This window comes from Corynebacterium pseudotuberculosis (genome assembly GCF_002155265.1).
Classification (GTDB): domain Bacteria; phylum Actinomycetota; class Actinomycetes; order Mycobacteriales; family Mycobacteriaceae; genus Corynebacterium; species Corynebacterium pseudotuberculosis.
In genome coordinates, this window is the sequence record NZ_CP021251.1 from 583650 (window position 1) to 597453 (window position 13804).

General features: G+C 53.1%; 8 protein-coding genes. 5 read left to right on the forward strand and 3 right to left on the reverse strand.

Translation table 11 applies throughout. The annotated features are described in order from the left end of the window. Positions 1-591 precede the first annotated feature (591 nt). From CpATCC19410_RS02840 to CpATCC19410_RS02855, 4 genes are all read left to right on the forward strand, one after another. On the forward strand, positions 592-888 hold the full coding sequence (locus CpATCC19410_RS02840) for a DUF2249 domain-containing protein (RefSeq protein ID WP_013241416.1): 297 nt from the start codon (positions 592-594) through the stop codon (positions 886-888). Next, positions 861-2009, forward strand: a complete 1149-nt coding sequence (locus CpATCC19410_RS02845; protein ID WP_014300538.1) for a DUF8744 domain-containing protein — start codon at positions 861-863, stop codon at positions 2007-2009. The genes CpATCC19410_RS02840 and CpATCC19410_RS02845 overlap by 28 nt, the downstream gene beginning before the upstream one ends. Next, on the forward strand, positions 2006-4654 hold the full coding sequence (locus tag CpATCC19410_RS02850; protein ID WP_014300539.1) for a multicopper oxidase domain-containing protein: 2649 nt from the start codon (positions 2006-2008) through the stop codon (positions 4652-4654). The genes CpATCC19410_RS02845 and CpATCC19410_RS02850 overlap by 4 nt, the downstream gene beginning before the upstream one ends. A gap of 292 nt (positions 4655-4946) precedes the next feature. Further along, positions 4947-5621, forward strand: a complete 675-nt coding sequence (locus CpATCC19410_RS02855) for a trypsin-like serine protease (protein WP_014522694.1) — start codon at positions 4947-4949, stop codon at positions 5619-5621. Between the two features lie 337 nt (positions 5622-5958). On the opposite strand, the gene CpATCC19410_RS02860 is transcribed toward CpATCC19410_RS02855, so the two are convergent. From CpATCC19410_RS02860 to CpATCC19410_RS02870, 3 genes are all read right to left on the reverse strand, one after another. Next, positions 5959-6615, reverse strand: coding sequence for a hypothetical protein (locus CpATCC19410_RS02860; RefSeq protein WP_013241420.1), 657 nt, complete (start codon positions 6613-6615; stop codon positions 5959-5961). A gap of 208 nt (positions 6616-6823) precedes the next feature. After that, complete coding sequence (locus tag CpATCC19410_RS02865) at positions 6824-8191, reverse strand: heparan-alpha-glucosaminide N-acetyltransferase domain-containing protein (RefSeq protein ID WP_013241421.1); 1368 nt, start codon at positions 8189-8191, stop codon at positions 6824-6826. A 33-nt stretch (positions 8192-8224) separates the two neighbouring features. Further along, on the reverse strand, positions 8225-12223 hold the full coding sequence (locus CpATCC19410_RS02870; protein ID WP_014401046.1) for a Pls/PosA family non-ribosomal peptide synthetase: 3999 nt from the start codon (positions 12221-12223) through the stop codon (positions 8225-8227). Positions 12224-13393: 1170 nt separating this feature from the next. Between CpATCC19410_RS02870 and CpATCC19410_RS02880 the strand changes: the two genes are divergently transcribed. Continuing rightward, complete coding sequence (locus CpATCC19410_RS02880; protein ID WP_013241424.1) at positions 13394-13672, forward strand: hypothetical protein; 279 nt, start codon at positions 13394-13396, stop codon at positions 13670-13672. Positions 13673-13804 lie beyond the last annotated feature (132 nt).

A 13804-nucleotide genomic window follows, 5' to 3' on the forward strand; every position in this document is an offset into this window, starting at 1 on the left:
CCGGACTCAAATGACAACCCGCAGTGGAGAAACTCAACAAAAGCCTACGCAGCACGAGCGAAAATAGTTTCTCTCATTTTGCTGTGGTTGTTGCTTCTTTTTGAAGATCAAACGCACTACCTACGTAGCTCTCACGGCAGTGCTCATGCTTTCGGTACTATCCCGTCGCTAATGCCTCGAAATAACCGGAAGCTCAGCTCTCTCCGAATCTGCTCAGAGTCTGCGTTACCTTGATGACGGCAGGACGTTGGTTTTTGACAAAAACGAAGAAAAGGTTCGAGAAATAGGAAACGACTCACCACGTAGAGTAAAACGGGGAATCATTCCAGAAGAGACTAAAACTCTCGTTGAGAAATGTCTCGGCGTTGGATTTTTCTCAGGTGGTCTTCCTGGAAAACTTAGCTCTGCATGCCGTTAACATAACCCCGTGTTCTAGCAGTGCTGTTCAAAGCCAGCCGTGCCAAGATCCCACCGGAAGTCACGCCATTCTTAGCTGAGGAAAAGACGTCTATGCTAAATATCATATCCTTTTCTTTAAAAGAAGCTATAGGATAAAAATATCAACGAATTCCTCAAGACTGGACTGATCCCTTGAAGAGTCAACTATCCCTCAATGAAACCTCAACCCAGCCCCACGCAGGCGCTTGCGGATGTCACTTTCAGCAGGCCGAACTCCCGACTCTGGATGCCCGCGCGATTGTTCCCCGCCTGCGTCATGCCGCTATCTTTGGAGCATTGGAATCCCTGACTCCAGGGGAAGCAATGGGCTTCATTGCGCCGCACAACCCCGTGCCTTTGTTGCAGCAAATCGGGGACAAATACGGTGATGGCGTAGAGGTGAGCTACCTGTCAGAAGACCCGTGGACGCTCAAGTTCACCCGCGTCTAGTAGCTGGACGCTCCAACCCAGCACGTTGGCGCGTCGTACTGCTCGTGCTCGGTGGCGTGTGCCTTTTGATGGGACTTAACGCCGCGCTGCTGCTCCTCGGGGTCCCCGCTCCCGTGGAATCGGAGACGCTGAGCAACAACCATGGGCTCATCATGACCCTTGGCTTCATGGGCACGGTCATTGCACTGGAACGCGCCCAAGCGCTCCACCAACCTTGGGCCTACCTTGCGCCGGGGTTGTTAGGCAGTGGTGGACTTGCGCTGGGCTTCGGTGCCAGCTGGCTCGGGCACACTCTTCTACTTGAAGGCACACTCGCCCTTCTGTTGGTTTACGCCCTGCTATTTAAGCGTGCACCTCTACCGTTGGTTGCAGTTCAAGGCCTCTCTGCTGTGTGGGCATTTATCGCAGCTGCCTTGGCCCTCACTCTGCCTACCGCGGACCTCATCGTCCCTCTTGCTGCCTTCATCGTGCTGACCATCGCCGCCGAAAGGGCAGAACTCGCGCAGCTGGCCATGGGGCCCAAAGCGATTCCCACTCTCGTACTTCTGTCCGCTCTACTCAGCGCCGGAGTTGCCGCGCACCTACTGTGGGCCTACAAGGGTGCACACCTCTATGGCGTCGCCCAGGCCATCATCGCGATGTGGTTGCTTCGCGACGACGTGGTGCGCATCTTCATCCGCGCACGCGGATTGCGTCGATACAATGCCAGCGCACTATTGAGCGGCTATACGTGGCTGACCCTCGCCGGCCTGATCTGGGCAGCAGGCGGTGGGCACATAGGGACGGCTTCCTACGATGCCGTCATCCACTGCACTTTCTTGGGTTTCGGCGTGTCCATGATCATGGCCCACGCGCCGATCATTTTCCCGACTGTGATTGGTCGCCCTTTGCCGTATACCCCGTGGTTCTACCTCCCTTTGGCGGCACTCCACGGCGGCATGGTTCTACGGATAGCTGGCGACTTCTCCGGGCAAGGCATCGCGTGGCAGATCGGAGGAAGCATCACCGTGATAGCCATGCTCATTTTCGTCATTCTTGCCGCGATGACGGTGCTTTTTAACCGACGCGACCAGCAGCAACCCCAGACTCCACAAACGTGTGAAAAGAAAGTACAACAATGAACCAGCCAAAAATGCCTCCCAATCGATCCGGACGCCGCAGCAGCTTGCGTGACTTCGTCGTCATCGGCTGGCTGGTGGCCTTGTTCGCAGTGATCTTCGTACACCGCTGGGTGCCGGAGGCCATGTGGCTGATGATTCACCTCGTGCTGCTAGGGGCACTGACGCATTCCGCAATGGTGTGGAGCGAGTACTTCGCGCACACTCTGCTGCGTACGGGGCAGGGTGCGCAAGAAAAGAAAAACCAGAACCGCCGCATCCTCATCCTCGTGGCAGGTACCTTGATGGTTTTCATCGGGGTCCCGGCAGGGCAGTGGTGGCTGGTCGTGGCCGGGGGCGTACTCATCGCGTCTGCGGTGATCTGGCATGGCGCCTATCTGTACCGCCAGTTGAAAAAAGCCTTGCCCGCGCGTTTCCAGATCGTGGTGCACTACTACGTGGCTGCGTCTTTTATGCTGCCGATCGGTGTGTTTCTCGGTGTGCTCATGGCCAGGAATCCGGAGGAACCTTGGTACGGGCAGTTCCTCATGGCCCACATTGCGGTGAATTTCCTAGGCTGGATCGGCCTGACAGTCGTGGGCACGCTGGTAACTCTGTGGCCAACGATGCTGCGCGCCCGCATGGACGAGCGCGCGGAGAAACTTGCTACTCGTGCTCTGCCAGTGCTGCTCTTAGGTATTGCAGTGATCGTGGGTGCAACACTGCTAGGTGCGATGAAGATGGCGCTGGCAGGACTCGTGGTGTACTTTGCAGGCCTGGTTATTTGGGGAATCGCTCTGGGCAAGCCGTTGCGAGCAAAGGGGCTGCGTGAATTCGCGCCAGCATCCGTGTTGGCTGCAATGTTCTGGGCCGTTGTAGGGCTGGTCTGGGTGGGTATCATTCTTGCGACATCAACCAACTGGGCGCAGGTTACTGCGGCTCTGCCACTGATAGGTGGGGTGTTTGCTGCAGGCTTTGCTATCCAGCTGCTGTTTGGTGCGCTGACGTACCTTATGCCTTCCGTTATGGGTGGCGGAACAAGGGTCGTCCATGCGGGGCAGTCTGCGCTGCACAAGTGGACGACTTTCCGCATTCTTGTTCCAAACGTCGCGCTGGCACTGTGGTTGGTGGTCTCGGCCTCATGGGTCAAGGTTGCGCTGTCGGTCGTGGGGGTTTTGGTATTAGCGATGTTCGTGCCGCTTTTGGTCATAGCAGGGAAGCGTTGTGCGGCGATGCTTCGCGATAAGAGCACGGGTGCGGCGCTACCTGAGTTCGATGTTCCCGCGACCTGGAGCTGGAATGGCGTGGTCGCGGCTGTAGCAGTGATCGTGCTGTCTGTGACCGCGGGTGTGGCTGTTGATCCCGGCGCAGCGGGTTTTCAGCCTCACGGCGGAACAAACAGTTCCGGTACGGGAGTCATGGCCACCGGCCAAGATACCCGCGTGGAGGTCACGATCGAGGGAATGCATTTTGTTCCGAGCCGCATCGAGGTGCCCACGGGTAACAGGTTGATCGTGGAGTTTAAGAACACCGGATCCGATGTGCACAACCTTGTGGTGGGCGACGCCCGCACACCCCGCCTCGCGCCGGGGGAGTCTCATACCTTAGAAGCTGGTGTGATCAGTCATGACGTGGAGGCTTTTTGCTCAGTTGCGGGGCACCGCCAGATGGGCATGGTTTTGGACGTTGTAGCCGTGGGCGCGCTCGCGGGGAACAGCATGACCGGAGGGGACCACGCCGGTCACACACCTATGTCCACCGGTCAGATCCAGAACGTTCCGGGTGCTAAGTTGCAGGATCACATCGACCCGAAGCTGCCAAAGCTCGGCAGTGAGCGCGTGCATAAGCACCGCTTTGAGGCCACGGAGGTTCCCAATGAAGTCGCGCCCGGCCTGTGGCAGACGCGGTGGACTTTCAACGGGAAGTCTGTCGGCCCCACCTTGCACGGCCGGGTTGGAGATGTCTTTGAGATAACCCTGGTCAACAATGGCAGTATGGGGCATTCCATCGATTTCCACGCCGGTGCCCTAGCACCGGATCTCCCGATGCGTACCATCGCGCCGGGAGAGGAACTGGTCTATCGTTTTAAAGCCACGCGCGCGGGTATCTGGATGTATCACTGCGGAACGATGCCGATGACTAGCCATATTGCTATGGGTATGCACGGGGCCGTGGTGATTAAGCCCGAAGGATTGCCTGAGGTGGATCACGAATACGTGCTCACCCAGTCTGAGATTTATCTAGCTAACAAGGCGCGCTCTGCCGGTGAAGCCCAAGAGCTGGATAGCAAAAAGCTGGCGGAGGAACGGCCGGACCGGGTGGTTTTCAACGGCATCGCCAATCAGTATGATCAGCAGCCTTTTAGGGTAAAGGTCGGTCAGCGGGTGCGTTTCTGGGTTCTCGACGCTGGGCCGAACCGCGCGCTGTCCTTCCACGTCGTCGGCGGGCAGTTCGATACTTCGTGGACTGAAGGTTACTACACCCTCAACCGGGGTGTATCCGCCGATGGAGCTACCGATGGAGGCGCTCAGGTCCTGCCGCTGCTTCCCGCGCAGGGTGGCTTTGTGGAACTGACTTTCCCGGAAGCCGGCCACTACGCCGTAGTCAATCACGTCATGATTGACGCAGAACGCGGTGCCCACGGCATCGTGGAAGTCACGGATCGCTAGTCCGTCAGTACCTTGCCCCGCAGCTCGGGCAAGGTGAGCCCCCAGCGTGACGACGAGGCAGTCTTTGCTAAAAGGAGCGGCTTGCACAATGCTTGCAGGTTTGTCTCAACGCGACTGTCTCCACGCGGGTGGGGGACTCGACCTAGCGCATTAGGGTTTATTTTTAATAGCCGAGGAAAAAGGGAAAGTGATTGTGATCTTCGGATCACTTATGTCTTTGCTATGTACTAAAATCACAATTCCTTATAAATTAGGTTAGGCTTACCTAATCTAAACGGGAAGGTGGCTCAATATGTATTCCTCCCTCAAAGAAAGGTCTTCTGTCAAAATGAAGATGCATACGCGTGTGGCTATCGCGCTATTCGGTTCATTTATTGCTGCTTCAACGCTTGCGGGCACTGCTACTGCCGACGAATCTAATGGACCGATCAAAAATGGAAGTTTTATTGAGGTATTCAATGGCGATACACGTATCGGGTCATGCTCGGCAACAGTGATTGAAAAGGGAAGCCTGTTAACGGCTGGACATTGTGGTCATGTGGGTGCGAAAGTTCGCATCAGGGATAAGGAAATCGGCTTCGTGGATTCAAGTGGTCTCCGTCAGGGCTACGATATTATTCACGTCACACTTAATCCCGGTATAAAAGTTGTGCCTATGAAAGCTGATTTGGGATATACCCCTAAGACTGGAGACCGTGTATCGAAAGACGGTTGGCGCAGCCTTCATACTGAAGGGACTGTGAAGGATCCTGAAATTAAGGAAGTTAAATCCCGCGAGAGCATCAACGCGCCTGTTGACGGGCAGACGTTTACCGTATCAACCTGGACCGCGGACCTAGTTAGCCTGCAAGGCGATTCTGGTGGAGCTGTGACCCATAATGGGAAAGTTGTGGGACTAGTCAAGGGTGGACCAAACGATGAGGTCACAACTTACTCCCTTGGGGGCTGCCCTTCAGTCTTTGCATGAATAGAACGATCGAAGAAGCGGCGACTCATGCTGAGAAAGCTAGTTACGGTAAACAGCAAGTTGAATAGTCGTGACGAGTCTCTTGGCTTTAAAAAGTCTCTTCTATGAGACATAGTTCAAATTCTATTCCCGCTACTAAAATGGATCCCCCGATTTGTAAAAGCGAATCGGGGGTTTCTTGCCTCTCGAGGAGGGAAAATGCCGGGGAAGGAAGCGCCTATTGGTAAGCGCAGGGGAGAAGGAAATATCAAGATCAACTGTTCAAAAAGAAAAACCCCACTGACGTGGGGAAGTTTTCTCATCGGTTACCGCGGAACAGCACAGACTACGAGAGTTCTTAATTCCAATAGAGTGAGTCGCGGGATTTTTCTCCGGATTGGTCCCAGTCAAAGCGAACAGACTGAGCATGCTTATTGTTTGCGGAGTCTTGATTCTTAGTGATCACTCCGATGTTTCCGCGTGCGTAGACCCGGTTGACCTTTAAAAGAGACTCAGACGTTGGTATACGGCTGGAATCGGGGATTCCGCAGGCTTTGTCTGCTCCACCATTGAGGTGGAGAGCATTGTCACCCGAAGCCGTTGCCGGCACCAAGGTAGGAGCGATAACGGCAGCGTGCTCGGCGTCGGCAAGCCCGGAGAGCGCGAGCGGGTCATCGGAACCTTTGGAGACTGCCCCTAAGAATTCAACGTCGTAGGCATAACACATGAAATGTGAAACCTCGTTGGATTCATTGGTGTTAAGAAGACTGACTTTCTCTAAAGGCAGTGGGACACCATCGTGGGCAGTGACGGCCCAGACAAGGTAGCGTCCCTCAGAATCTTCGGTGACTACATTTGCGGTTTCTCCAAATTTTAACGTGGTGCCCAATGGGGTTATTTTGACTTCTTTATCATTAGGATAAAGAAATATTTGCTGTTCAGGAAGTGCCTCTGGAGGTTGCGGAGCTTCAGAGCTTACGCTGGGAGGCTCAGGAAGATCCTTCTTGTTAACCACCTCATTATGTTTGTCGGCGGTGATCTTTTTTCTAGTTTCGGCTTATCCTTATTTGACGGATGTGGATGGAAGCCCGCAGCATCATTTCCTCCGCACGCTGTGACTAGCGTGGCAAGCGTAGCGGCAGCAGAGAGTTTAAGGACAAAAGTCCTGAACGAGCGGTGCGTGCTAGCCCGATGAGACTTTGACATAGCGTTTTCTTTCTCTGTTAGTTTTCTGTGTCACTGACGGTTTTGGGTTGAGCAGGGAGAAACGCTCTGCTCACCCGTTTGGAGATTTTTGATACGACCTCTTCTAGTGGTCCACGGCCTCTAGCAAGCTGCCATGCGGTGCCAAATAGCAAAGCCCCAAGAACATGAACCATGAACCAGAGCGTTGGCAGGGCCTCTGTAGATTCTTTGAATGTGGCCATCAGGAGGATGTGGGAGACGTAGAGCGTCAGAGTCATCGATCCAGCGGCAATTAATGGGATAAAGAGGTTCTTAATCATTCGGGTGATTACAAGGAATGAACCGAGAGCCAAAATTGCTGTGCCAAGGGACGTGAGCAAAGAAAATGGTGTGTTCACGTGCGGGCCGTTGATAGCCAGCCACCACCATGTGTCCGTAGGAAGATGGATCTCAGGGCCAAAGTCGATGACTCGAAGAATGTCCTCTACATCGTAATTATCAGTGTGGTAATAGAGCTGAGAGAACCCGCCTACGTAGTCAATAAGGAAAGTTGATAGAAGAAAGCCCATGATCGCGGCAACCGCACCGATGGCGATGAGCCTGGTTTGGGTAATTAACCAATGGAGGTTCATGCGGCCTAGGGCTATGCCTACACAGATGTACGCCATCCAGGTGACCACCGGGTAGGTACCACCGACAAACAACGTGATGATGGTGTCAACAGGCAGATTAATCAACGAGGAGAAGCTGGGGTTCAGAGTGGTGGTGTAGTGTCCCCAAGAATTCACCGCAAAGATTGCTAGGGGACCAGCGATAATGAACACCCCGCTGAGGATGAACAACGTCCGAATTCTCAAGGAGACGAGCGCGATGGACAGCAGGAATAGTAGGCCGTAGTAAGCCAAAATATTGGATACTGGCAGCCTGATCTCGTCGAGGGCTAACCCCAAGGCAAAGACAATAACCGCGCGAACTGCTAGTGATATCTGATCGCGGCGAAGCTCCCTGCCAGAATGCGGCATATTTCCGCCCGTAAGAAGTGCGATAGTTACTCCCGCCAGTAGCGCAAATAACGCAGAAGAATTTCCACCGAATAACTGCCAGATCAAAGTGGGTTGGTCGGTGTATTTGTTGTACGCAGGAAGCACATGAACGGCGATCATGCCTATGAGGGCAAAGCCGCGGGCTGAGTCGATACCAATGATGCGTCGAGGATCGGCAGAAGAACCAAAGGCAAGTTCTTTGTTCCAGCGTGATGGGCGAATTTCTGGCTCCGGTGGTGGACTATAAGGTTGGGGTAGTACCTCGGCTTCGCCGTTCCAGATAGGACGGACACACGCAGGGCCTGGTTGTGGCCTAGTTATAGCATCTGAGGTGTGATGCTGCGTAGATATCTGTGATGTCATTGTCGATTCCTTGGATGTGGTGAAATCAATCCACTAGCCGATGAGAACGGCTTCTTGCGGGAGAGTGTTTTGGGAAGTGCTATCAAAATCAGTGATGCTTTTAGGATCAGCGACATAGGAAACGGGGTTTCCGGACCAGACGCTATCGTTGGGGATAGCGTCTTGGCGCAATATCAAGGATCCGGGGCCGATGGTGGCCCGATCACCGATGGAAGAGCCGGGAAGGATAAAACTATTGGGGCCAAGGGTAGAGCCTGTCCCCATGGTGACTGTCTCTAGGGCCATAACGCGATCATGGAATAGATGCGTCTGGAGAACGGTACCCCGGTTGATCGTGCAACGGTCTGAAAGGGTGATCAGATCGAATTCCGGGAGCCACCAGGTTTCACACCAGACGTCGCGGCCGATATGCGTTCCCATGAGCCGCAACCACCAGTTATAGAGTGGTGACCCGAGCGACATTCTGATCAAAGAAGGCACTGCCAGAAGTTCAGCGATATTATCGGTGAGTTCGCCGCGCCAAACAAAGGTGGAAAAGAGCGTGCGATGCCCCGCAGTAAACCGACCTATGAGAAGCCATTTCATTATGATTGGCACGATGCTGGCGATAATTCCAGCTCCGAGAACGATGGGGAAAGACCACAGCAAGACTGCCTGGATTCCGCCCCATCCGCGTCCGCCCGACATGTATGCCAGCGTGCCCAGCCACACGATTAAAAGATCGAGATAAGCAGCAACGATTACAGGCAGGAGTCGGAACAACTCGACGAATGCGCGGGCTACTTTGAGCCGGTCAGAAGGATTGAAAGTGCGTTGAACATCGGCGTCGATATGGGCGCGAGGGATTTGGCGGGTAGACCTACCAAGCCAAGAAGTGCCTTTACCGGGGCGCTCAGGAGTCGATGAGAGAACCGCGACCAGAGACTCGGCAGGAAGATCGTGGTCGGGGCCAACAATTCCAGAATTACCAACAAATGATCCATCGCCGAGGACGGTTGTGCCGACGTGAACCCAGCCGTTGTTATAGCGTGCCGACGTACACATGGAGTGATCTGCAAGGAAGCAACGGTCACCGATGGCTGTCAAGTGCGGAATGGTCTCAACAGTAGATATCTCGGTGTCTTTGCCCACACGAGCCCCCAGAAGTCGCAGGAAAGCAGGAGTGAGCCAACCGGCGTACACAAAATAAGTGGAGGTGAGTGTTTTCTGTAGCAGCGTGTGTGTCATCCACAGTGCCCAGCCAGTGCTGGAGTGAACCGGGTAATAGCCTGGACGAATCAACAGTGAGCAGAGGCGAACCGTGATGATCACTAGCGCCAGCCAACATGCAACAGTGAGAATCGCGAAGAAGGGCGTCCATGCTGCCAAGATCAAGAAGACCTCTTGGTACCGGAAATTATCCACCACCGTGGGCAGGATGAGGAAGGTCGCCGGTAGCACTGCCAAAACCGGCAATAAGCTCTGCAATAACAATCCGAACATGTACAGCAGATGGTGGGATAGGAATCCCAGCCCGGTGACGGTTCCCTCGGCGATAGCCTCTTTGGGGGTTTGGCTAGGCCAGGTGGTCTTGCTCGGGCCGTTATCGCTTAGCGGATTTCCGCTGTAGCACCGACCCTCGGCGACGGTACCTGTGACACAGGAGCCGGGGATAATCTCTACGTCATCGCCAATACGCGACCCAGGGGAAACGAATGTTCGCATGCCAACACGTACGCGATCACCGATGGTGATGTCTCTGACGTAGAAGGTATCGCCCTCAATCCAGTGTCCATTAATGTCCACTTCATTTTCCAGGACTGAGTTCTCGCCTATTGTTGCCAGACCCGTGACCGGTGGGAATGCTGCTAGCGTAGTTCCCTTGCCTACTTTGCAACCAAAGAGACGGAACAAGAGCGGAGTCGATGGAGTGTCAAGGATTGCGTCTAAGCGTAAATAGGCCAAGAAGCGTTCCGCAGACCAGACTCGTAGATGAGTCCAACCACCTCGTGGGTAGTCTCCAGGTCGGATGCCAAAGGTAGCGATGCGAGCCACAAGTGCCGCTTGCAAAATCTTTCCGGGAGTGGAAAAGAGCACAATCATGCCAATGCATATCGGCCAGAATGGGACGGTGGGTACCCATGCCGCAGAGAAGAAGAATCCCAGGGCCCATACAACAAAGACCGATCCGACGATATACCGAGCAACGTTGACGGTGTAAATACCGCAGACGATCAGGAACTGGATGATGCCAGACCACCACGGGATCTTCTTGGGTAATGGCCGTTGTTCGGTGTCGTTGTGGAGTGTATCCACGTAAGCGGCCATGCTAGACAACGTGGGGTTATCGTAAAGAGCTCCGATATCCAACGCAGGGTGGGACTTCCTTAGCGCAATAGCTAATTTTGCAATAGCCACCGATGAGCCGCCAAGGTCGAAGAAATTAGAGTCGGCTTCAATCGGGACAGGTCCTAGCTGGTCTATCCATTGATCTGCAAGCCAACGCAATTGTTCAGGCAGTGCCTCAACGGAATCGCGAGAATCCGGTAACGGCCAAGGAAGTGCCTTGCGATCCACCTTGCCGGAGGTCTTCATAGGAAGCTCATCGACGATGCACAACGTGGGAGCGATTCCACCAGGTAAGACGGTGGCTAGATGGGTGCGGGCTTTGTGCAGGTCTATAGTTACCGGCTTGCCCTCGTCCTCTTCCGGAACAACATAGCCGATGATAACGTCAGATCCAGCCGTGGTTGTTTGCTTGGCTGCCGCTGCTACTCCGGGTACAGATGCGAGGGCTCGGTCGATCTCACCAAGTTCCATGCGGCGGCCGCCGAATTTGATTTGATCATCCGCGCGTCCCGCAAAGATGATTCCCTTTTGATCCGCTACCACAAGATCGCCAGTCCGGTAGGCGCGTTCCCACCCTAGGGATTCGAGGGGAGCGTAGGCTTGGGCATCTTTTTCTTGGTCTAGGTACCGGCCTAAGCCGACCCCTGTTACAAGGAGCTCACCAGTTTCTCCCCAGCGCACGGGATCGCCAGTCTCCGGGTCTACGATGGCGAGCTCCCAACCTGGGACGGGACGGCCGATTCGTACCGGCTCTTTATCCGTCATCGGTTCCATGAGATGACCCGAGCAGATAATGGTGGCTTCTGTTGGGCCATAGGTGTTCCAAAGCTCGCGACCTGGGGCTGCGAGTCGGTTAACCAACTCTACGGGGAGAGCCTCACCACCAAAGATCAAGAGACGTACTGCGGCTAACGACTCAGTGGGCCAGAATGACGCGAGAGTTGGCACCGTTGATACAGCGGTGATTTCGTTTTTTGTGATCCACTTGCCCAGCTCATCTGCGGAACGGACAATATCGCGAGGAGCAGGGACGAGAGCAGCCCCGTACCGCCAGGCCAGCCACATTTCTTCACAGGATGCGTCGAATGCAACAGAGAGTCCGGCCATGACCCGATCCTGAGGTCCTAGAGGATCGTTGACCAGGTACATGCGTGCCTCTGCATCAACAAGCGCCGCTGCAGAGCGATGGGTAACCGCCACTCCCTTGGGCTTACCCGTGGAACCAGAGGTAAAGATGATCCATGCGTCGTCAGCAATTGTCGGCTCACAGGCTTTGACGGGAGCGAGAGTATTACCTCTGAGGTCGAGGGAAAGTTCGGCGCCATAGACAGCAGTGACATTGGCTTCTTCCCATACTGTGTTAGCTCGAGAATCTGGATCGTCCCAGTCAACAGGAACGTAGGCCGCCCCAGCACAGATCGTGGCAAGTATTGCTATGTACAGGTCGGTGGTGCCTGAGGGTACCCGAATTCCGATGCGCGCTCCGCGGCCGACCCCGAGAGCCGCCAAGCGCTCTATTTGCTTCTCGACGCGCTCTGCTAACTCGCTGTAAGTCAGAGATTCATTTGTGCCAATAAGAGCGGTGGCGTTGGGGTAGCTGATTACGGTGTCGCTGAAAATATCAACGAGCGTGCGAGGTTCGGGGATGGTATCGACGCCGTAGATTGCATACGTACGGTCGTCGGATGGGGCTGGTTTTCCCACCGAAAAAGTTCCTTTCAATTGCTTTAAAAGCCTCCAAAGTTTGTTAGCGGAGACCCCTGTCAGTGAACTATTGCCCAGATATAGTCTGTGCTTTTTAGAAAGCTAATAGTTTCCGATTGAGCGATAAGAGTAATTTACACTCAACCTGATGAAATATTCTTAATAACATATTTAAGTCATATGCAAATCAGTGAAATATTATTATTTTATCGATAGAAAATAGGGGTTTTTATTTCCGTGCTGGTTGTGAGGCTTTTCTATCTTTTCGCGTATGCATTACGGGAATACAAGGTGTGAAATTAAGCACATTTTAAGGGATTTAAAAACTATTGCAAAGCCATTTGAAGTGCCCTTTAGTCACTATTGCGAGTTGTTTGAACGCATGTGAAAAATGATACTTTTTAATCGGGAAATATACGGTTAGGCATTGCTTAATTAGTTCTTTTAATAGGCAATTTCCAAATCTTATATAAGTAAAATAAACCTATTTGCCTAGGTCGGTGAAAATAGGAATAAGGGCTGGACGGAATGCTTTCTTTTCCTGTTTGTGATCTGGGGTAGGCGGCGAAAAGAATGGCCAAAGTACTGATATATCGTCTGGCTGTTTTATAGGGTGGGGCAGGCCTAAATAATCGGCAGGGGGAGTTTTTAATCTTCCGATATTCATTGAAGGCGAGTGGTCTGAAATTTTCAGCTTTTATTAAGTAAATGAGAAAGCTGTGAATTCTTCTTTATCGCCCGTAATTCTCCGTTTTCGAGTTTTCGTTTTTAAACGTGAATATTGCCGGAATGTATTTCATGCTGGGGCTATGTGAATTGTGTGGGTTTATTGGGGGTTGTTTTTGCGGAGTTAAAAAAGGGGAGGGGCAGTAAGTATTTCGTACGGAAAACTATAAAAAATGGATTTGTGAGATTTTCCACTTAAGAGAAATGGTTACCGGAGCGGGGAAGGGGCGGTTGTTTCGGTCCCCGGCGTTGTCCTAGTTAGTTGGCTCTTTTTCGTTTCCTATATGTCTACCGATATTTTTTAAAAAAAGTGACAAAAAACGCATTCATACAAAAAATCTTATTAGGATATTTTTAGTTCATTTATAAATTTGTGTAAGTTTCTAAATGCATCGATCGAATGTATTTATTTGATTTCCGCTTTTATATAAGGAGAGTTTTATTTTGAAGATTCGCAAGATCACCCTGACTGTTACCGGTGCTGCCATGTTGGCGGGGGTTGCCTCGGCGCAGGCAAGTACGTATTCCCCAGAGCCGCATTCCAAAGAATGGTGCCATAATACCTTCGGTGATGGTCAGCATGACCTCTGTAATTACTACAACTGGGCAACGGATGCTGCCCGTATTCTGCGGCAGAATGGTGAGGATCAAGCTAAGGACTATCAGTCTGCTGCGGATGAGGCCCTGCGCCGTCTTTATGAGGAACAGAAACGGGGCCTTTAGTCCTATATTCCTATAGCTTTAACTGCCGCTACGCTATCTGTCATTAAGGCCCTTATGGTTCTTTCCTTGTGGGATCGAACCATAAGGGCCTTGTCTGTGTGGCGGGCATGTGGTGCGGAACTGCCCAATTAT